Genomic DNA, 21,704 nt, shown 5'->3' on the forward strand with positions numbered 1-21,704 from the left:
TGGGGGCGAACCCGAAAGGACACGCCTCATGACTCGCATCGCCATCAACGGATTCGGCCGCATCGGACGCAACGTGCTGCGCGCGCTGCTGGAGCGCGACAGCGACCTCGAGGTGGTCGCCATCAACGACCTCACCGAGCCCACCGCCCTCGCCCGGCTGCTCGCCTTCGACACGACGTCGGGCCGGCTGGGCCGCCCGGTGAGCGTGGACGGGAACACCCTGGTCGTCGACGGCCGCCGGATCGCGGTGCTCGCCGAGCGGGAGCCCGCGCAGCTGCCGTGGGCCGAGCTCGGTGTCGACATCGTCCTGGAGGCGACCGGCCGCTTCACCTCGGCGAAGGCCGCCCGCGCCCACCTCGACGCCGGTGCGAAGAAGGTCCTCGTGAGCGCCCCCGCGGACGGCGCCGACGTCACGCTGGCCTACGGGGTCAACACCGACGCGTACGACCCGGCCGTGCACACGATCGTCTCGAACGCCTCGTGCACGACCAACGCCCTCGCTCCGCTGGCCTCGGTGCTCGACGACCTCGCCGGCATCGAGCACGGTTTCATGACGACGGTGCACGCGTACACGCAGGAGCAGAACCTGCAGGACGGCCCGCACCGCGACCCGCGCCGCGCCCGCGCCGCCGGCGTCAACATCGTGCCGACCACGACGGGCGCCGCCAAGGCGATCGGCCTCGTGCTGCCGAACCTCGAGGGCAAGCTGTCGGGCGACTCGATCCGCGTGCCCGTTCCGGTCGGCTCGATCGTCGAGCTCAACACGACCGTCTCCCGCGACGTGACCCGCGAGGACGTGCTGGCTGCCTACCGCGCCGCCGCCGAGGGCCCGCTGGCCGGCGTGCTGGAGTACTCCGAGGACCCGCTCGTGTCGTCCGACATCACGGGCAACCCGGCCTCGTCGATCTTCGACTCGGAGCTCACCCGCGTCGAGGGCCGCCACATCAAGGTGGTCGCCTGGTACGACAACGAGTGGGGCTTCTCGAACCGCGTGATCGACACGCTCCAGCTCCTCGCCACCCGCTGACCGGCCTAACCTGACCGGACGCCCACGGCGCGGCCCCTCCCCGGGGCCGCGCCGTCGTGCTGCCCGGCGGCCACCGCTCGTCGGGGTCCTCAGAGTCGTGTACGTACTCGGACAGGGGGCGACGGTACTCGGCCAGCCCCGGCCGCAGCCCTCGGCAATGCCGTCGAATCCGGGGTGTTCGCCCGGCAGTTGTGGTTGTCTCGCCCTGATCCGTCCCGACCTGCCCTGCCCTGCCTTCCGGACATCGCACGTACCGAAGGAGCAGCATGAGCCAGCCGATCGACGATGCCACCGCCGGCGGACCCGACACGTCCGCCGCCGGATCCGACACCTCCGCCTGGTCGTTCGAGACCAAGCAGCTGCACGCCGGCGCCGCGCCGGACCCGGCCACCGGCGCGCGGGCGGTCCCGATCTACCAGACCACGTCGTTCGTCTTCCGCGACACCCGGCACGCGGCCGACCTCTTCTCGCTCGCCGAGCCGGGGAACATCTACACCCGCATCCACAACCCCACCCAGGACGTCTTCGAGCAGCGGATCGCCGCCCTGGAAGGGGGAGTCGCCGCCGTGGCCCTGGCCTCCGGGCAGGCGGCCGAGACCCTGGCACTGCTGAACGTGGCCCGCTCCGGCGACCACATCGTGTCCAGCGCGTCCCTCTACGGCGGCACGTACAACCTGTTCCGGCACACCCTGCCGCGCTTCGGGATCGAGGTGTCGTTCGTCGAGGACCCGGACGATCTCGACGCCTGGCGGGCAGCCGTCCGGCCCACCACCAAGGCCCTGTTCGCGGAAACCCTCGGAAACCCGCGCGGCAACGTCCTCGACGTCCGCGCCGTCGCCGATGCCGCCCACGACGCCGGGCTCCCCCTCGTCGTCGACAACACCGTGCCCACCCCGTACCTGCTGCGCCCCATCGAGCACGGCGCCGACGTCGTCGTGCACTCCGCGACGAAGTTCCTCGGCGGCCACGGCACCACCATCGGCGGCGTCGTCGTCGACGCCGGCACCTTCGACTTCGGCGCGCACCCCGAGCGGTTCCCCGACTTCAGCGAGCCCGACCCCAGCTACCACGGCCTGCGCTACTGGCCGGCCCTCGGGCCGGGCGCGTACGCCGTGAAGCTGCGCGTCCAGCTGCTGCGCGACCTCGGCCCGGCCATCGCCCCGCACTCCGCCTTCCTGCTCCTGCAGGGCGTGGAGACGCTGAGCCTGCGCATGGAGCGCCACTCGTCCAACGCGCTGGCACTCGCGGAGTGGCTGGAGCAGCGCGACGAGGTGGCGGCCGTCCACTACCCCGGGCTGCCCTCCAACCGCTGGTACGAGGCCGCCCGCCGCTACCTGCCGTACGGGGCCGGGGCCGTGCTCGCCTTCGAGCTGCGGGGCGGCGCCGAGGCGGGCCGGCGGTTCGTGGACGGCGTCGAACTCTTCAGCCACCTCGCCAACATCGGCGATGTCCGCAGCCTCGTCATCCACCCCGCCTCCACCACACACGGGCAGCTCGACGCGGCGGAACTGGCCGCCACCGGCACCTCACCGGGGCTGGTGCGCCTTTCGGTCGGCATCGAGAACCTCGCCGACCTCAAGGCGGACCTGGAGGCCGGCTTCCGCGCCGCGAAGGAGGCGTCCTGAACGCCGGCGGGGCGAACGCCCCCGCCGGTCCCCCGCCCGCCACCGGCGCCTGGCGGGAGGGCGACCCGCCCGGGCGCCGCCGGTGGCACCGCCTCGCCCGGCCGCTGCCGCTGGAGGCGGGCGGGGAACTCCCGGGCGTCAGGCTGGCGTTCGAGACGTGGGGGCGGCTCGCACCCGACCGTTCCAACGCGGTCCTCGTCCTGCACGCCCTCACCGGCGACAGCCACGTCGCCGGCGGGGTCGAGCCCGGTCACCCCACGCCCGGCTGGTGGGACGCCCTGGTCGGGCCGGGTCGCCCGCTCGACACCGACCACTGGTTCGTGGTGGCGCCGAACGTGCTGGGCGGCTGCCAGGGCAGCACCGGTCCGGCCTCGCCGCGCCCCGACGGGCGCCCCTGGGCCGGCGGCTTCCCCCGCCTCACCCAGCGGGACCAGGTGCGCGCCGAGACCGGACTCGCCGACGCCCTCGGCATCGAGCGCTGGGCGCTGGTGCTCGGCGGCTCCATGGGCGGCATGCGGGCGCTGGAGTGGGCGGTGGGCCATCCGCGGCGGGTGGCGGGGCTGCTGCTGCTCGCCTGCCCGGCGGCGGCGAGCGCCGAGCAGATCGGCTGGGCCGGCACGCAGGTCCACGCGATCCGAACCGACCCGCACTGGCGGGGCGGCGACTACCACGACGCGCCGCCGGGGCAGGGCCCGCACGCCGGTCTCGGCGTCGCCCGGCGCATCGCGCACATCACCTACCGGGGAGCGGAGGAGTTCGGCGTACGGTTCGGCCGCCGCCCGCAGGACGGCGAGGACCCGCGGTCCGGCGGCCGCTACCAGGTCGAGTCGTATCTCGACCACCAGGGCGCGAAACTGGCCCGCCGTTTCGACGCGGCGAGTTACGTCGTCCTGGCGGAGGCGATGAACTCCCACGACATCGGCCGGGGGCGGGGCGGCACGCGCGCCGCCCTGCGCCGGGTCACCGCACGCACCCTGGTGGCGGGCGTCGACTCCGACCGCCTGTACCCGCTGCCGCAGCAGGAGGAGCTGGCCGCCGGGATCCCCTCGGCGGACAAGGTCCGGGTGATCGCCTCGCCGTACGGTCACGACGGCTTCCTCATCGAGACGGGCCAGGTCTCCGGGCTCGTACGGGAACTCCTGGACGAGGTGAGGGCAGCCGGCGGACCCGCCCCCGGATGAGACCCGCGCGGGTGTCCCACGGGCGTCCCACGCGCGGCCCGCCGCCGGTCCCGCCGCTCCACCAGGCGCCCGTGGGGTGAACTCGACGACCCAGTACGGCCGGTGTCACGCGGTCTCGGTCCAGTCCTCGTCGTTGCGGCGGGCCGTCAGGAGGGCGTTGCCCCACCAGACGAGGTCGTCGAGCATCGTCGTGGCCGCCTTCTCGGCGCCACCGGTGTCGAGGGGCTCGCCGGCCTCGTCGAAGGGGAACTGGTGGAAGCTGACCGTCTCGCGGATCGTCGCGGCGCGCAGCTCGGCGAAGACGAGGCGCAGTTGCTCCACGGCGCGCAGGCCGCCGGAGAGGCCGCCGTACGAGACGAACCCGACGGGCTTGCGCGTCCAGACGCGTCCGGCGATGTCGATGGCCTGCTTCAGCGAGGCCGGGAAGGAGTGGTTGTATTCGGGGGTGAGTACGACGTAGGCGTCCGCATCGCCGAGGCGCTGCACGAACGCCCGGGTCTGCGGGGCGAGTTCGTGGGTCCAGTGAGCGGGAAGGTCGGCGTCGGCCAGGTCGATGACGTCGAGCTCGATGTCGGCCCGGGCGGCCGCGAAGGTCTCGAACCAGCGGGCGACCTTGGGACCGAAGCGGCCTTCGCGGGTGCTGCCGACGATGAGTGCGATGCGCAGTGAGGAAGTCATGGCCTTAGCTTCGAACATCAAGCGCGCTTGAGGTCAAGCAATGTGATGCAGACCACGGCGAAACGGTGGGCTGCGCCCGCCACTTCACGGATCGGTGCCCCCGGCCGCGGTGTCGCGGCCGGGGGCACCGGTGGCACAGGTGGTTCAGTAGCGTTGGCCGTTGACCCAGAGGCTGCTGCCGTGGCCCGGCCACTTCGGCATCGAGTCCATGCCGCTGCTGGAGGCCATGTAGTCGGTGGCCAGCACGTTCGGCAGGGTGCCCGGACGGTACTGCACGACTTCCATGTCGGGGTACGGATCGCCGCTTCGCGTGACGACGCTGTTGTCGCCGCGCAGTTCCACGCTCACGCGGGCGTCGGCGGCGCAGCACGGCCACCGGCTGTTGATGCCTGCCACGTCCACGGAAATCTTGAGGGCGTCCCCGTTCTTCTCGATGGACGGATCGATGTAGTTCTTCCATTCACCGTGGCGGTCCTTGGTGGGCCCGACCACGATCGGACGCGCGTCGATGTGCCCGTCGTACCGGTCCGTCCCGCCGCCGGTCAGCAGGGAGAAGGTGCCCTCGACCGCGTTGACCATCTTCCCGTTGGCGGATATGGATTCGGAGACGGTGAACGTCGCCTCTCCGGTCGCGGTGTTGACGAACACGACCATGCGGGACCCCGCCTCCGGGTCGGTGGTGAACCCACGGTCGTCACCGCGCAGTTGGGCGAGCGGAGCGACGTCGTCGTGGATGAAGAACCGGATCATGATGATGCCGTAGTCGGTTCCGGGTACGCCGTTGCCGATCGACACGCGCTTGCCGCCCTTGGGGATCTTGCCCCAGCCGGCCTTCCGCGCGTCCTGGTACTCGTCCGCGCCGGGTGCGACGGGCGGAGCCGTCGGCGCCGTGGGCGGCGTGGTGGTCTGGCCCCCGGGGCCGTCGTTGCAGACCTGGACATTGCCGCAGTACTTCGGCGGCGGCGGTCCGCACAGTCCGCGCCAGCAGTCGGGGTCGATGAGGCCCGTGGGGTCGCTGCTGCTGACCGGCGCGTTGTGAGCGTACGCGTAGCCGTGCATCTGCTGGGGGTCGGCGAGGTCCATGAGCGGGTCGACGCTGATGAAGCGCCCGAGGGCCGGGTCGTACTCGCGCGCCCCGATGTGGGTCAGGCCGGTGGCGTCCTGGGGCTTGCCGAGGAACCCCTTGTCGTCGGGCCAGCTCGCGGGACGCGTCCCCCGGTCCTCCCCGTACGGCTTCAGGTCGCGGCGGCCGACGGCGAGGGTGGCCGCGTCCAGGGTCGTGGTGCCGGTGCCGTGGTGGTCGCTCGCCTGGTAGACGAGCTTGTTCGCACCGCTCGCGTCGACGGTCCGGATGATGGTGGGGGCGCCGTCCGGGCCCTTGTAGTAGCGGGTGCCGGCGACTTTCTGCCCGGCGCGGGTGAAGGTGAGTTCGTCGGTGCCGAGGTAGAGGGTGACCTTGTCGGGGTCCCTGCGCAGGAGGCGGCTGCCGTCCGCGTCGTACAGGTAGGTGCTGGTGGACGCGACGGCACCGCCGATGGTGGTGCTGTTGGCTGCGAGCCGGCCCTCCGGGTCCCAGGCCAGGGTCTGTGAGCCGCCCGGCACGGGGCGGGCCGTGGTGCGGCCGGCCGCGTCGTGGTCGTAGGTGCCGGAGGAGGTGCCTGACGGGCCGGTCGCCGTGGTCGAGGTGACGGAGTGCGGACGGCTCGTGCCCGGAGCCGGTGACGTGTAGGCGGTGGTGACGTCCGTGGCGCCGGTGGCGCCGTGGTCGACGAGCTTCGTGCGGTTGCCGGTCACGTCGAAGGTGTATGACTGCCAGTACGGGGCCGGGCCGCCGATGCTCGCCGCGCTCGGGGCGGCGGTGGCGCAGCCCCCGACGCTGCCGGCCGGCCGGGCCGGGTCCGGGGCGGCGGTGCCCTTGTCGGTCCAGGCTTCCGTCATGCGCTGGAGGTGGTCGTAGGTGAAGCACTGGGTGTCGGTGGTGAAGCCGGCGGGCCCGTCGTCGCGTCGCGTGCTGATGGAGGTGACGCTGCCGGAGGGCCGGTAGGTGTACGAGGTGGCGTCGACCGAGCCGGTGACCTGGGTGTCTCCGGGTGCGCTCTGCCGGTCGAGGAAGGTGCCGGTGAGGCGGCCGGTGGCCTCGTCGTACCGGGGCGTGTAGGCGACCTGCCGGGGGACGTCGCCGTAGACGGCCCGACGCACCCGGCCGAAGGGGTCGTAGGTGGTGCGGTTGACGTAGTTCGCCTCCTCGCTCCACAGGGTGACGGGCAGGCCGTTGTCGCTGAGGCCGGTGGTGACGGTCTCGGCGGGCAGGCCGCCGATCGCGGGGAGCGTCTTGGAGACGGGTTTCCCGGTCACCGGCGTGTAGGCGGTGGCCGTGGTGTACGTGCCGGCCAGTTTGCCCTCGGCGGCCGGGACGGTGATCTTGGTGCCCAGCGGGCGGTAGGACGTGTCGAGAGCGGTGATCTGCGACGTGTACGCCGCTCCGTTCCTGCCGCCTGTGTACCGGGTGGAGCCGTCCGCCTGGCCGCGGGCGAGGCGGTCGTACGACCAGGTGGCCAGGAGGTTGTCGTCGGTGACGGAGTCCTTGTAGCTCGCGGTCTTGCGGGACATCTTGTCGTAGGTGCTGTGCAGGACCTGGCCCCGGGCGTCCTTCGTCCAGGCCACCCGGCCGGCGGCGTCGTAGTGGGTCTCGCTCCGGCCCCGGTCCGGGTCGACCTCCGCGGTGCGGCGGCCGAGCAGGTCGTACTCGTACGTCCAGGTGTTGCGGACCGCGTCCTTGACGGTGCTCAGCTGGCCGCGCGGGTCGTAGGCGTACGAGGTCGCGGTGAAGGTGCCCGGGTCGTCGCCGCCCGCGTCGGAGTGCTTCTTGTACTGGCGCAGCTCGGCGGTCCTGCCGCGGGCGTCGGAGACGACGGTGGTGGCGGTACCGCCGTCCGGGGGGACGGTGGTGACCCGGTCGGATCCGCCGTAGATCGTCGAGGTCCGCCACAGCTCCACGGCGTGCGCTGACGTGGTTTCGGCGGTCTTGCGGCCCTGGCCGTCGTAGAACACGCCCTTCTGGGCGGGGATTTCGGTGTCGTTGGCGAGGAACCGGCTGCCGGAAGGCCCGGCGCTCTTGTCCCAGTAGGCCTCGTTGGTCTTCACGACCCGGCCCAACGAGTCGTAGAAGGTGTCGGTGAGGATGCGGCCCGGGGATTCGTCCACGGGGGCGGCCTGGGTCTGCCGGACCTCCAGGAAAGCGTTCAGGATCTTGTAGTCGGTCTGGTAGGCGCCGTCGTCGCGGAGGGTCCTGGTGGTGACGACGCTCGGGGCGCTCTTGTTGAGCGCGTAGGAGAATTCGGCGTTCGGGGTCTGTGTGGCCCGGTTGCGTCCCGGCCGCCAGACGCGGGTGACGCGGCCCGCCGGGTCGTATGCGACCTCCGTGACCCGGTTGTTGGCGTCGGTGGTCTTCACCGGCAGGTTGCGCGCGGTGGCGTACTCGACGGTCGTGGTCCAGCCGGCGCCCATCGGTCCGGTGACCGCGACCTTGACGGGAGGGCTGCCGGTGGCCGGCGTGTAGGCCGTGGTGGTGGCATTGCCCAGGGGGTCGACCTCCTTCACGGGACGGCCGTGGGCGTCGAATTCGGTGACGGTGTCGAGGGTGTGCGACGGCGCGGACCCGTCGTAGGCGTCCACGACCTGCCGGGTGGTGGCGGTGCCCACCGTGCCGACCTGGCCGAAGGGCAGGCCGTCGTAGAGGGTGCGCGTGTGCGAGTACGTCGTCGCCGCCCCGGGTGCCGTCGAGCAGTCGCCGACCACGGACACCGTCTCCGTGGGCAGGTCCAGGATGTTGGCGCCCGGGTGGGAGGCGTACGCGGTCCTGGTGCAGTAGTCCGGCAGGCCTTGGGCGGTGTCGAGCACCGTCAGGGGCCGGCCCGAGGCCGCGTCGAAGGTGGTCGATTGCGAGGTCGTGCGCCAACTCCCGTTCGACAGCAGGGATCTCGTCGTCGCCTTGGCCGTTCGGGCGAGCTGGGCGGTCAGGTCGGGAAGCCCTCCGCCGCGCGCGTGCCGGGCAGCCACCGGGCCGGTCCACGGCTCGCTCACAGTTACGGAGGTCAGAGTGCCGCCGTCACCGCTGTAGGTACGGCTCTCCCGGCCGAAACCCGCGAGCGGGTCGGCGTCCGGGACGGAGCCGCCCGGGACGGCGACCGCACGTCGGGTTCCGTCGGCCTTGTAGTCCCCGTCCATGCCGCGCAGGTAGACGGTGGAGGTCTGGGTGGTCTTGTCGACCGGATTGGCCTGCGTGTTGCCCCTGCGCTCGATCACTTCGCCGTAGCCGCGGAACTCGTTCCAGGTACGGGACTTCGCCTGCGTCAGCTCACTGTCGTCGCGGTGCCAGGCGGCGCCGCCGACGTACTCGTAGCGGGTGGTGCGGGTCGGGGACGGGCCGGCTCCGGCGGAGGTGGCATCCACCTCGGAGATGCCGGCGACCACGTACTTGTGGAACCAGTCGAGGGTGGGATCCATGGAGGTCCCCGCGTCGGGGTTCCAGAACACCGGCTGGCAGCGTCGGGTGTTGGCGTCGGGCGCGGGGAACTGGCCGGCTGCGCAGTCGGGGGCCGCGTAGTCCACGGCGATGCGAAGGCCTGACTCGGTGGTGATGGCCGTCATGCGGCGGCGGTTGAGCGGCGGACGGTTGTCGGCGGCGGTGTCCACGCGGTTGGGAAGGAACTGCCCGGCGAAGTCCGTGGACGGCTGGTCGAGGGAGGCCGCTCCGTCAAAGGCCTTGCGGGCGACGGAGGCCAGCCAGAGGGACGCTGTCGTGCCGTCCTGCGGGCTGGGGAACTGGTGCGTGAGGGTGAACTCGTCGACGGTGGCGGGGGTGCCGCCGCTGACGACCTGGGTGGTGATCTTCGCGAGCCGCTTGGTCGACCAGAAGGTCGGTGAGTAGTTCTTGCAGTCCTTGACGGGTGTGCCGGCGTCACAGTTCTGGTCGAAGGGGACGTCGGGCCACGCCGCCGCTGTCGCCTTGGTGGGCGGCTTGGAGCAGTCGGCCTGGGCGTTGACCGCCGGGTCGCAGCGCTCGGCGGAGGTGAACAGCACGCGGGCCGTGGGGCCCCCGGTGTCGGCGAGGCGGGAGCCGTAGCCGATCTCGGTGAGCGTGCCACCGCGGATGTACGGGGTCAGAGTGCCGTCGGGGTGGGCGGTGTCCGGGTTGCGGGCGTAGTGGTTGGACTCCTGGGCGTACGCGTACGTGGTCAGGCTGCCGCGGGTGTCGACGACGTAGTCGAGGTTCCAGCGCCAGGCCTGTTGGCACCAGGCCTGTGCGAAGTCGGTCCGGTGGCATGGTTCGCCGGCGTTGTTGGCGAAGACCGGACGGGTCCAGGTGGATCCGGACCCGGTACCCGTGGAGGTGCCCGGCTTGAGCTGTGCACCGAAGTAGTACTGGGTGCCGTCGGTGGTGGTGATCTTCCAGTACTCGCCGTCGTCGTCGCCGTTGGCGACCCCGGCCGGGAGCTTCGCGAGCTCGACGCGGTTCCGGGAGCCGTCCGAGGTGTGCCACTGCTTGGTCGCGTCGTCCTGGAGCAGGGTGGTGTGGACGCCGTTGAGCGACATGGTCACCACCTGCTTCCCACTCCAGCAGGCCTCCCCCGTGCCGTCCTTGCCGTCCCCCTTGCAGTCCGGGTAGGCGCGCTCGACGTACCCGGGGCTGTAGTCCCAGCCGTCTCCGATCCACGAGGCCTGGGCGTTGCGGCTGACGGTGCGGCCGTCGATCGTCGCGGAGTCGTAGGTGAGGGTCACCGAGGGCGCGGTGCCGCCGAGGGCCGGGGGCAGGGTGACGGGGTACGACCAGTGGAAGCTGCCGGAGTTGCCTCCCGCCGACCAGGATCCGGTCGGGGAGAGCGAGGTGGCCGTGAAGTCGCCGGCGGAACCGGCGGGCGCGGCGGTGGCGGCGAGGACCGTCGCGGAGGCGGAGACGGAAGCGGAGGCTGATGCGGCCGGGGAGGCCGGGGTCCTGCCCGGAGCCGTGTTCAGCGCCGCGGGGGCCCGGCCCGGGGCAGCGAGGATCACCTCGGCGGTGAGCCGGCCGGACCTCAGGAGGTTGCGGGCGCCCCGGACGGGCGTCCGGGTACGGCAGCGGGCCAACTGCGGGGTGGTCAGCGCACAGGCGGGCAGGGCCACCAGTTGCATGCGGGTGGCCCAGCCGCCGCCGTACGCGTCCCGGATCGTGGTGTAGTCGAGGCTGACGCGGATCCGGCCGGCCGCGTCCGCGTCGCGCGGGGTGACGGAGACCAGCAGCCCCTCCACACCGGCCCGCAGGGCCGCCGCCCGGTCGGCCACGGCGATGCCGACCCGCGCGCCGCTCGCTGCCGCGCCCGACCCGGCCTTCGAGACGTCCCCGGCTTCGGGCCCGTTCCCGGCCGTGGACCCGGTCCCGGCCGGCCCGGCCTTGGACGCGCCCCCGGTGGGCGGCGCGAAGCGGCCGGTGGCCGGCGTGGCGCCGCCGGCTGGTCCGTTGCCCGTGCCGGCCGTGCCGGGGGCCGGCTTGGCGCCCGGGACCGTGGACACCGACAGCGGGACGGACCGGGGTGTGCGCGCGCCCGCCGCGGGGGGTGCGAGGCGGGTTTCGGTGGTGGCGGCCGCGGGCCACCGGGTCCGGCCGGGCCGCCAGCGCGGGGCCCGGTCGCCCGCCGGTGCCACGGGCCGGGCCTTGGGCGCCGGGCGGCCGTGCACCGAGGGGAGATCGGCCAGGGCGCGCGGCGACCAGAGGGCGGCGCCCCTCGGATCGAGGGGGCCGCCCGGATCCGCGGCGGCCGCCGCCGGGGCCAAGAGCACCAGGGAGGTCACGGCAGCGGCCAGAGCCCTCACGATCGGCGGGCGCGGCGGGCGCGGGCGCGGGCCCGACCCGCCCGTACGGAACGTCAACGATCGTGTGGCGCGCAACAGAACCCCCAGGGTCGACAGCGGCGGGCCCGCCCCGGCCGGGTCGTCGACGGGCCCGCACATGCTCGCGAGAGGCCCGGTCACCGGCCGCCAACTGGGCAGACAGAAAAGGGAATCGAAGGTCCCTCAAAGAGATACGGCGATCCGGTCGACGGCAGCTGGAGGTGTGCTCGAATCCCGCCGGGGACCCGCTCGCGCGCGCCCCGCGGGCGGCTCGCGGGGTCGGGACGGACGCTCCTGCTCCGTGTGACACTCCAGTCGTTTCGGCGCCGGGGGGCACGAGCACGTCCCTGCCGCGCCCCGCCTTCTTCCTGCTGGAGCGACGCGTATGAGAGCGATCCACGGGCGCCACCGCCGGCCCCGGACCTTCCGGTGGGCCGCCGCGGCCGTCCTGTCCCTCGCCCTGGCCCTGCCGACCGCCCTGCCGGCCGCGGCCGGCAGGGCCCAGAGCGCCACCGGGGCTCCGGGCGGCGCCGAGAAGCCCGGATCCGGTTCGGACTCCGGGCGCGGCTCCGGCTCCGGCTCCGGCTCCGTCAAGAGCCGATCGCCCAAGGGGACTTCGTACGGAAACGGGCCCGCGAAGGTCACCGGCGGTCCCTCGAAGGCGGCGGGTCTCAAGGCGCCGGCCCGCCAGGCCGCCGGCCCGGGCGTCCGCGCCTCGAAGGCCCCTTCGGCGCCTTCCGCCCAGGCCGCCGCCTCCGCGAAGGCCCGGCGCACCGGCCGGCCGGTGCCGGTCCCGGCGCTCACGACGGAGACCGACACGGTCGTGGCCAAGCCGGACGGATCGTACGCGCTGACCCGCACCACAGCCCCGGTCCGGGTACGGCAGAGCGGTGCCTGGGTCCCGCTCGACCCCACGCTCGTACGGGCCGCCGACGGCGGGTGGCGGCCTCGGGCGGCACTGTCGGGGCTGTCCCTCTCCGGCGGCGGCCGCTCCCCCATGGCGCGGCTGACCGGGCAGGGCGGCAAACAGCTCGAACTGACCTGGCCGACGGCGCTGCCCGCGCCCTCGGTGAGCGGAGCGACCGCCACGTACCGGGAGGTGCTGGCGGGCGTCGACCTCGCGGTGACCGCGACGGCCGACGGCGGCTTCACCCAGGTGCTGGTGGTCAAGTCGGCGCAGGCGGCGAAGAACCCGGCCGTCGCCTCGTACCGCATGGGCATGAGGACGAAGGGCGTCGGGGTGCGGCGGCGCGCGGACGGCGCGCTCGCCGCCACCGACGGCGCCGGCCGGGAGGTGTTCACCTCGCCCCCGTCCGTGATGTGGGACTCCGCGCGCAGGTCCGCGGCGACCGCCCCGAAGGGCGCGGCCGAGGGCCCGCGCGACACCGGCGCGGCGCGCGGCGCGGCCGGGCAGGACGCCCCGCCGCCCGGGGCCGTGAAGACCGCCTCGGACATCGCCGGCCCGGGTGACACGGCCCGTACGGCGCGCGTCTCGGCGGTGCCCTCCGCCGGGTCGCTGGCGGTCGCGGCCGACACCCGTCTGCTGACCGGCCCGGACACGGTCTACCCGGTGTACATCGACCCGGGCTGGAAGCAGGTGTGGAAGGGCACCCAGCACTGGACGTGGGTGCAGGAGGGCTGCCCCACCGCGACGCACTACGACGACTACGCCAACAAGTACGACATGGGGGTGGGCAACCAGCGCTGGGCCACCACCTGCCGGGGGCGAGAGCACTCCTTCGCACAGGTCGAGTCGTTCAACCCGGCCGGCAAGACCGTCAACTTCGCGTCGTTCAACGCGGTCCAGTCGTACGCTGCGGACAACACCTGCGCCAACACGCATGCCGTGGACCTGTATTGGACGGGCATGATCGACGGCGGCACCAAGTGGACCGCGCAGCCCGCCAATCTGAAGTACCTCGGCCGGGCCTCGTCCAACAGCGCGGGCGGTGCGGGCTGCACCGGCGGCACCAACCAGACCGGCTGGGACATCACCCAGCTGATCCGCGACGAAGGCTGGCGTGCGCACCTGACCTTCGGCCTGTACGGGGCGGACGAGACCAGTTCGACCTCCAACGGCTTCAAGCGCTACACGCGCAAGTCCAGCCCGTACCCGCACTCGCTGCCGTTCCTGTACGTCGAGTACAACAGCGTCCCGGACGCCCCGCGCAACCTGTACGTATCGCCCGCCCCGCAGAATCCGACGCGCGGGGACTGCGGCTGGATCGGCGCGACCAACGCCGCCACCGGCGGCATCGGCCTGCACGCCATCGTCACCGACCCGGACGGCGACAACCTCGGCGCGGACTTCAACCTGTGGGACATGACCGCCGGCGGCACGCTGCGCGAGTGGGGGTGGATCCCCAACCCGGCCGTGCCGAACGGCAGTCAGATCGACGCCATGGCGGGCGGCCTCGTCGACGGCCACCAGTACGACTGGTACGTGCGCGGCGGTGACGGGTTCACCAGCGGCCCCTGGAGCCGCGGTTGCAGCTTCTCCGTCGACCTCACCGCCCCGGACACGCCGACGGTGACCTCGACGGACTTCCCTCCCACCGGCAGCCCCGCGGCGGCGCAGAAGACCGCGGGTGAGCAGGGCGCGTTCACGCTGCACGGGACGGACCCGGGGAACGGGTCCGGCCTGCTGCGCTTCGAGTGGTCCCTGAACGGGCCGCTGCCCGCGACCGGCGCGCAGAGCGTGAACGTCAACGGGGAGGGGCAGGCGGCGCTGACGCTGCCGGTCACCGCTTGGGGCACCAACGTGCTGCGCGTGCGGTCGGTGGACCGGGCGGGCAACCGCTCGCCCGAGTACGACTACGCCTTCTACGCCCCCGACGACCCGGCCGCCAAGACCGTACTCGGCGACATCACCAAAGACGGCTACGTGGACCTCCTGGTCCCGGACGCCGTCGGCGGCCTGCGGCTCTACTCGAAGAACCGCGACCCCGCCGCGGGCGGCGCGCCCGCCGGCGACGCGGCCGGCGCGCCGGGCGGCAGTTGGTCCGGTGTGGATCTCACGCACCGCGGCGGCAACGGCAGTTACGCCGACGACCTGTGGGCGCACCGGCCCGGTGACGACTCGCTGTACTACTACCTCAACACCGCCAACAACGCGGGCCCCGCGGCCAACGACAACCAGTACTTCACTCCGGCGGGCGGCCAGCGGCTGAGCACCACCCGCCCGACGGCCGGCTGCGTCAACCCGTTCAACACCGTCGACCAGACCTGCGGCAGCGAGTACGCCGCCGACTGGTCGCGGGTCCGGCAGGTCCTCGCGATCGGCGACGTGGACGGCACCCAGTCCCCGTCGACGCCGCGCTACGACCTGATCACCGTCGAGGACGACGGCACCGGCCGTGACGCCAACCTGTGGCTGTTCAAGGGCGCCAACGGCACCAACGCCCTGTCGGCCCCGCGGCTGATCGGCAGGGGCGGCTGGTGGGACATGGACCTGGCGGCGCCCGGTGACACCGGCAGCGTCTCCGGGCCCAAGGACGGGCTGCCGGACCTGTGGGCCCGGGACCGCCGGGACGGGCGGCTGTTCCCGTACCTCTCGCAGCGCGACGGCGACGGGAAGCCGGTGTTCGCCGCGTACGGCAGCCGGGCGGCGGGTGCCATCCAGACCGAGCTGACCGATGCCCGGCACCACCGGGTCTCCAGCGACGGCGACAGTGACGGCGACGGCTTCGCGGACCTGTGGAGCATGGGCTTCGACGGGCGGATCACCACCTGGGAGGGCAGGGCTCCCGACGCGGACGGCGTGCGCTTCGGGCCGGCGAAGGTGCTGCGGGACAGCTCCACCACGGACTGGAACACCTGCCAGACCTTCAGCAGCGCCGAGACCGGCTCGCAGCCGGTCTGCGGGCCGATCCTGGCCAAGTACCTGACGGTGGGCGGGACCGGCTTCGGGCACCCGATGAACGCGCCCCAGGCCACACCGGTCCTGTACGGAAAGTACGTGCACTTCCGCACCCCGGACGGGGGCACCGCGTCGATCTACTGGAGCCCGGAGACCGGGGCGCACGTGGTGCGCGGCGGCATACGCGGTCTGTGGGCGAACATGCGCTGGGAGAACAGCTACCTCGGCTTCCCCGTGTCGGACGAGTACGCGCAGACCAACGGCGCCCGCTCGGACTTCCAGGGCGGCTACATCCGCTGGAACGCCACCAACGGCGAGCTCCAGGACCGTGCGTACGGTACCGGCCAGGGCACCGCACGCGTCTCGCTGGCCGGCGACTACAACGGCGACGGCCGCTCCGACCTCGCCACGATCGTCGACTACGGCAGCTGCGGCTTCGGCTGGTGGACCCACCTGGGCACCCCGAACGGCGGCCTGGCCTCGCCCTCCGAGGCGTTCCGCGGCCCGGCCGGCCACTGGTGCGTGACCAGCGCCAAGTACGCGGCGGGCGACTTCAACGGCGACGGCCGTACCGACATCGGCGCCTTGTACCTCTACGGGGACAACTCGGTGAAGCTCATGAACTGGCTGGGCCAGCCGGACGGTTCGCTGGCGGCGGGACCCGACGGCTGGTCGCAGGCCTCGGGCTGGGACTGGTACCGCACGACCCTGTTCGCGGGCGACACGGACGGCGACCGGCGCGCCGAGCTGATCGCGATCTACGGGTACGCGGACGGCCGGATGGCGAACCACACGGCGAAGTTCCGCGATGCGACCGGCTTCGACGCGCCCGTGAAGGGCTTCGAGGAGACGCATCCCGGCTGGTGGTACTACGAGAACGCCAAGTACGCGGTCGGTGACGTCAACGGCGACGGCCGGACCGACATCATCGCCCTGTACGTGTACGGCGACGGCGCGGTGCGCGTCTTCTCGGGCATCGCCCGGCCGGACGGCACCCACCCGGGCTTCGCCACGTCCGGCTGGTCGGCTCCCGCCGGCTCCTGGCAGCTCGACCCGGTCAAGTTGACGGCGGGCGACACGAACGGCGACGGGCGCGCGGACCTGACGGCCCAGTACCGCTACGCCAACGGCCGGATGGGCGTCTTCCAGTTCCCCGGCGGCGCGGACGGCGCCCTGGGCACGCCGGAGATGACGGTCGACAGCGGGTACGGGGCCTGGGACGTCAACGCGGCCTGGCCGGTGAGCGGTGACGTGAACGGCGACGGCAAGGCCGACATGTCCACGGTCTACGACTACGGCAACGGCTCGTACGCGACGTTCACGTTCTTCGCCGACCGGAACGGCAAGTACACGTGGACGAACGTCCTCAAGAGCTGGACCGCGCCCGCGGGCACCTGGTAGCCGCGCGGCGGCAGGAAGAGCGGGGAGGCCGGGGGAAGGGAGAGCAGGAGGGGCGGCACGAGGCAGGGGCGGGCATCCGGTGGACCGGGTGCCCGCCCCTCGTCGTTCCGCTTTTTGGCCGGCGATCTCGATTTCGCGACGCCGGAGGGGTGTACGGGGCTCCTGGACAGCTGGTAGGAAAGTTTCCTAACAAGTTCGGGCTTTCCACTCCCTCTGGAGGCAACGTGCCCACGCGCCACCGCAACACCACCGGCCGGCGGACCCGCATCGCCGTGCAGACCCTGCTCGGCGCGGCCCTGCTGACCGTGCCGGTCGCCGCCTACGCCGCGGACGACTCCGGCTCGCAGGCCGCTCCCCCTGCGGCCGTCGCCGCGCAGGCACGGGCGGCGGCGGGCCTGGACGACCCGGCGAAGAAGGAGATAGCCATGCAGCTCGTCTCCAGCGCCGAGAACTCCACGCTCAACTGGAAGGCCCAGTACAAGTACATCGAGGACATCGACGACGAACGCGGGTACACGGCGGGCATCATCGGTTTCTGTTCCGGTACCGGCGACATGCTGGACCTGGTCGAGCTCTACACCGCGCGCAAGCCCGGGAACGTCCTGGCCAAGTACCTGCCGGCCCTGCGCCGGGTGAACGGTTCCGATTCGCATTCCGGGCTCGACCCGAACTTCACCCGGGACTGGAAGACCGCCGCCGCGGACCCGGCCTTCCAGCAGGCCCAGAACGACGAGCGCGACCGCGTCTACTTCAACCCGTCCGTCTCGCAGGGCAAGACGGACGGCATCGGCGTCCTGGGGCAGTTCATGTACTACGACGCCATCGTGATGCACGGTGACGGCACGGACCCGACGAGCTTCCGCAACATCCGCAAGAAGGCCCTCGCCAAGGCGAAGCCGCCGGCCCAGGGCGGCAACGAGACCGCCTACCTCAACGCCTTCCTCGACGCCCGGGTCTGGGCCATGAAGCAGGAGGAGGCGCACAGCGACACCAGCCGCGTCGACACCGCGCAGCGCGTCTTCCTCCGCAAGGGCAACCTCAACCTCAACCCCCCGCTGGACTGGAAGGTCTACGGCGACCCGTTCCACATCGGCTGAGCCCCCGGCCCCGCCCCGGCGGGCCCCCGGGCGTGACGGGCGGGTGCGGCAAGCCCCCCGTGCCGCACCCGCCGGCGCGCCCGCCGGAACCGGGCCGCCGGGGCCCAGGTGCCCCTCCCCCGCGCCGCCGGTGTCAGCCGGTGCGCAGGACCCGGCGGGCGGGGAGGGCGGTCGCGGCGAGGCCGAGGGCGAGGACGGCCGCGGCCATGGATCCGTACACGAGCGGCGGGATGTGCGGGGGCGCCTCCGTGACCGCCCGGGTGAGGGGGTAGAGCGTCGCCAGTGCGATGGCGGAGCCGAGGGCGATGCCCGAGACGGTGACCAGCAGGGCCTCCCAGCGGAGCATGCCGAGCACCTGGCGGCGGGTGGAGCCGATGAGGCGGAGCATGCCGAGTTCGCGGCGCCGGTCCAGGACGGTCATGGCCAGCGTGTTGGCCGCGGCCACGGCGGCGAAGCCCCCGAGTACGGCCGCCATGGTGGTGTTCACCCAGGCGTTGACCTTGCGTTCGGTGCTCTGGGCGGTGCTCCAGCCGGCCCGGTCGGTGGCCGGGCCGATCGCGGGGTCGGGCAACGGGCCGCCCTTGACCAGCAGTTCGGTCGGGAACAGGGAGGTGGCGTGCCCCTGCAGGTCGCTCACCGGCAGGGTGACCTGCCCGAAGCCGAGGCCGCGGCCGTAGACGGCGGTGACGGTCGGGGTCGCCGCGGTGCCGTCCGGGAGCCGGATCCGCAGCCGGTCCCCCGTCCCCACGCCCGCCGTGTCCGCGAGCGCCCGGTCGATGGCGACGGTGCCCGGGCGGACCGCGGCGAGGGAGCCCTGCCGGACATCGAGGTCCAGGACGTGGGCGAGGGCGGACGGCGGCCCGCCGAACGCCTGGGCGCCGACGGGATCGTGCCGGCGATCGGGTCCCGATCCGACCTGTACGAGGAGTCCGGTGCGGGTGACGGGGACGACGGCCGTGGCTCCGGGCACCTCGGTGCGGGTGGGGGCGGTGACGACGTGGTCGGCGAGCAGGCCGGCCTGCTGCTGGTCCCGGGTCGCCCGGTCCTCGCTGGTGTGCAGGAAGACGAGGGTGGAGGAGAAGGCCACGGCGAGCACGATGGGGGTGATCGCGGAGGCCAGTCTCCGGGCGTTCGTCAGGGAGTTGGCGGCGGCGAGACCGGCGGCCGGGCCGGCCGCGCGCAGCGGCAGCCCGAAGAGGAAGGCGCACAGCCGGGCGATCAGCGGGCCGAGCAGGGCGACGGCGAGCATGAACAGCATGACCACGCCGAGCGCGGCGTTCGCGGAGTCCTCACCGGACGAGGCGGCGGCCAGGCCGGAGCAGGCGATCCCGCCGCCGAGGGCGGCCAGGCCGAGGGGGGTGCGGATCCAGCCCGGCCGGACCCGTTCCACGGCAGCGGCGGCGAGGGCCAGACCGGGCCGGATCCGCGCCGGCCGGCGGGCGGCGGCCCAGCCGGCGAGCAGGGCGGTCAGGAGGCCGAGGGCCACGGCCGAGACGAGCGGGATCCAGCCGACGGCGAGCTGGACCTGCTCGGGGACGGCTCCCTTGTCCTTGAGGCGGCCCACCCACCAGGCGGCCAGCGCCGTGCCGGGCAGGCAGCCGAGCAGGCCCGCGGCGGGTGCGACGAGCAGGGCCTCGGTGGCGACGGTACGGCGGATCTGCCGCGGGGTGGCGCCGACCGCACGCAGCAGCGCGAACTCGCGGGACCGCTGGCCGACGCCGAGGGCGACGGTGCCGGCGGCGGTGAACACGGCGACCATGGTGGCGACTCCGCCGAAGGAGCCGCCGATGCCCGTGAGGACCTCCTTGGCGGCGGCGAGCCGGCTGTCGAGGACGCGGGCGTCGCCGGTCAGCACGCGGGCGCCGGTGCCGTCGAGGGCGGCGCGGGCCCGGTCGGCGAGCGCCTGCGCGTCGGTGCCGGGGCGCGGGAACAGCGCGATGGCGTCGAGGGCCTTCGGGTGTCCGGCGAGGGCGGCCGCCTGCGAGTCGGCGAACCACAGGCCGGGCCGGTCGGCGTACCCGGCGACACGGAACTCGCGGGTACCGGCGGGGGTTTCGAGAGTGACTTGCGCGGTCGGGCGGACGGTCCCGGCGGTCCCGGCCTGACCGGTCGCACGGGCGGCCCCGTTCGACCCGGCGGAGCCGGCGGACCCGTTCGGTTTGGTCGAGCCGTCCGGCTTGGTCGAGCCGGTCGACCCGTTCGGACCCGCCGCGTCCCCGGTCGGGCGCCCGAGGACGACCTCGCCCGGGTGGGGCGTGCGGCCGGAGGTCAGGCTGGCGCCGGTGAAGGCGGCCGAGCCCCAGCCGGCCGCCTGCTGGACGCCCGCGGAGGTGCGCACGGGGAAGGTGACGTCGGGGACGGCCCGGCCGAGGGGCGCCAGCCGGCCGAGCAGGGCGGCGTCGACCCGGGCCCGGTCCGGGACCGGCCGGGAGTCGGTGTGGGCCTCCTCGCCGCGGCCGACCCGCAGGTGGACCTCCTGGTCGGCGGCGACGACCACGGGCACGTCGGCGTACCGGGTGGGCGGGACGGTCGCGCGGATTCCGGTCTCCAGGAGGATGCCGCAGGCGGAGACGACGGTGACGGCCATCAGGAGCGCGACGAAGGTCCCGACGAAGGCGGCGGGCCGGAAACGGACGGCGGCCCGCGCGAGCCCGTTGGGGCGGCGGCGGCCCGAGCGCCTTGCGGTTCCGGGTGCTGGAAGGGGGCCCGTACGGGTACCCCTACGGGGTCCCTCACCCCCGCCCGGCGGCTCGCTTCCGGCCCGGTCCGTGCGGTCGTCCGTGTCGCCGGGCGCGTGGCGGTTCATGCCGCGGCCCCCAGGTGCGGCCGGGCGGTCAGCGCGGCCATGCGGGCGGCCACGGTCGCAGCGGTGCTGCGGGGCAGGCGGTCCGCGAGGGCGCCGTCCGCGAGGAACAGGACCTGGTCCGCGTGGGCGGCCGCGGACGGGTCGTGGGTGACCATGACGACGGTCGCGCCGAGCGCGTCCACCGCCCGGCGCAGCAGGGCGAGCACCTCCGCGGCGGTGGTGGTGTCCAGCGCGCCGGTGGGCTCGTCGGCGAAGACCACGTCCGGGTCGGTGACCAGGGCGCGGGCGATGGCGACCCGCTGCTGCTGGCCGCCGGACAGTTCGGCGGGCCGGCGGCCGCCCTTGCCGCCCAGGCCGACCTGGTCGAGGAGGACGCCGGCCCGGCGGTGGTCCTGGCGGCCGCCGGCCAGCCGCAGCGGCAGCAGCACGTTCTGCTCGACGGTGAGCGAGGGCAGCAGGTTGAAGGCCTGGAACACGAACCCGAGCCGGGTCCTGCGCAGTTCGGTCAGCTGGTTCTCGCCCATGCCGGTGATCTCGGTGCCGCCGAGGCGTACGGAGCCGGCCGTGGGGCGGTCCAGTCCGGCCGCGCACTGCAGGAAGGTGGACTTGCCGGAGCCGGAAGGGCCCATCACGGCGGTGAAGGTGCCGCGCGGGAGGGTCAGGTCGATCCCCCGGAGCGCGTGCACGGTGCCGGAGCCGCGCCCGTAATGGCGGCGCACGCCGCGCAGTTCGACCGCCGCCTCCAGCGCCCCGGGCGTCCCGGGCACTCCGATCGCCCCGAGCGCCCCGGCCGGCCCTCGCGACCCGTTCGACACGTGCGACCCGTGCACCTCGTACGCCTCCTGCGCCCGTGCCGCGCTCCGCTCCTCGTCGCGCCGCCGTGCGTTCCTCCGCAGGCCCATGGGGTGCCCCGCCTTCGTGTTCCGTGCTGTGTGGGTGGCCGCCGGGCCGAAGTCCGGCACGAACGAACCTACGGATCACGGGGCGGGCCCCACGATGGCGGAACCAGGTGGATCAAAGGTGGGGCAAACCCCACCCCCGGCCGGGTGGTGCCCCGTAGGGATCGGCTCGGATCGGCTCCCCGCCCCCGGGCCGGCGTCGGTGGCGACATGCGCCGCCTTGCTCGACCCTTAGGCCGAACGGGTGAATGGAGGGTTCTCTGG

Annotated in this window: 9 protein-coding genes; 5 read left to right on the forward strand and 4 right to left on the reverse strand. The window is 73.6% G+C overall.

The genetic code is table 11. From position 1 onward, the window contains the following. The first annotated feature begins 28 nt into the window (after nt 1–28). From gap to metX, 3 genes are all read left to right on the forward strand, one after another. Nucleotides 29–1,027, forward strand: a complete 999-nt coding sequence (gap, locus tag OG764_RS04295; RefSeq protein ID WP_328967028.1) for a type I glyceraldehyde-3-phosphate dehydrogenase — start codon at nt 29–31, stop codon at nt 1,025–1,027. 266 nt (nt 1,028–1,293) lie between these two features. Beyond that, nucleotides 1,294–2,652 (forward strand): bifunctional o-acetylhomoserine/o-acetylserine sulfhydrylase, encoded by a 1,359-nt coding sequence (locus OG764_RS04300; RefSeq protein WP_328967029.1) that lies wholly within the window; start codon nt 1,294–1,296, stop codon nt 2,650–2,652. Then, on the forward strand, nt 2,649–3,833 hold the full coding sequence (gene metX / locus OG764_RS04305; RefSeq protein ID WP_328972874.1) for a homoserine O-acetyltransferase MetX: 1,185 nt from the start codon (nt 2,649–2,651) through the stop codon (nt 3,831–3,833). Before OG764_RS04300 ends, metX begins: the two co-directional genes overlap by 4 nt. 105 nt (nt 3,834–3,938) lie before the next feature. Here metX and OG764_RS04310 read toward each other — a convergent pair whose 3' ends face one another. Next, on the reverse strand, nt 3,939–4,511 hold the full coding sequence (locus tag OG764_RS04310) for an NADPH-dependent FMN reductase (protein WP_328967030.1): 573 nt from the start codon (nt 4,509–4,511) through the stop codon (nt 3,939–3,941). A 144-nt stretch (nt 4,512–4,655) separates the two neighbouring features. Beyond that, complete coding sequence (locus OG764_RS04315; RefSeq protein WP_328967031.1) at nt 4,656–11,339, reverse strand: RHS repeat-associated core domain-containing protein; 6,684 nt, start codon at nt 11,337–11,339, stop codon at nt 4,656–4,658. 424 nt (nt 11,340–11,763) lie between these two features. Here OG764_RS04315 and OG764_RS04320 point away from each other — a divergent pair, with 424 nt between their 5' ends. Further along, nucleotides 11,764–16,638, forward strand: a complete 4,875-nt coding sequence (locus OG764_RS04320; protein WP_328967032.1) for an FG-GAP-like repeat-containing protein — start codon at nt 11,764–11,766, stop codon at nt 16,636–16,638. Between the two features lie 224 nt (nt 16,639–16,862). Beyond that, nucleotides 16,863–17,735 carry a chitosanase gene (locus tag OG764_RS04325; protein ID WP_328967033.1) on the forward strand — a complete coding sequence of 291 codons (873 nt, stop codon included), beginning with the start codon at nt 16,863–16,865 and terminating at the stop codon, nt 17,733–17,735. Between the two features lie 133 nt (nt 17,736–17,868). On the opposite strand, the gene OG764_RS04330 is transcribed toward OG764_RS04325, so the two are convergent. Then, complete coding sequence (locus OG764_RS04330; protein ID WP_328967034.1) at nt 17,869–20,541, reverse strand: FtsX-like permease family protein; 2,673 nt, start codon at nt 20,539–20,541, stop codon at nt 17,869–17,871. After that, nucleotides 20,538–21,443 (reverse strand): ABC transporter ATP-binding protein, encoded by a 906-nt coding sequence (locus tag OG764_RS04335; protein WP_328967035.1) that lies wholly within the window; start codon nt 21,441–21,443, stop codon nt 20,538–20,540. The genes OG764_RS04330 and OG764_RS04335 overlap by 4 nt, the downstream gene beginning before the upstream one ends. Between the last annotated feature and the right edge of the window lie 261 nt (nt 21,444–21,704).

The organism is Streptomyces sp. NBC_00239, assembly GCF_036194065.1.
Classification (GTDB): Bacteria; Actinomycetota; Actinomycetes; order Streptomycetales; family Streptomycetaceae; genus Streptomyces.

Excerpts from the sequence above, each read along its gene's own strand:
- gap (WP_328967028.1), top strand. The coding sequence starts at position 29 with ATGACTCGCATCGCCATCAACGGATTCGGCCGCATCGGACGCAACGTG.
- OG764_RS04300 (WP_328967029.1), top strand. The coding sequence starts at position 1,294 with ATGAGCCAGCCGATCGACGATGCCACCGCCGGCGGACCCGACACGTCC.
- OG764_RS04310 (WP_328967030.1), bottom strand. The coding sequence starts at position 4,511 with ATGACTTCCTCACTGCGCATCGCACTCATCGTCGGCAGCACCCGCGAA.
- OG764_RS04320 (WP_328967032.1), top strand. The coding sequence starts at position 11,764 with ATGAGAGCGATCCACGGGCGCCACCGCCGGCCCCGGACCTTCCGGTGG.
- OG764_RS04330 (WP_328967034.1), bottom strand. The coding sequence starts at position 20,541 with ATGAACCGCCACGCGCCCGGCGACACGGACGACCGCACGGACCGGGCC.
- OG764_RS04335 (WP_328967035.1), bottom strand. The coding sequence starts at position 21,443 with ATGGGCCTGCGGAGGAACGCACGGCGGCGCGACGAGGAGCGGAGCGCG.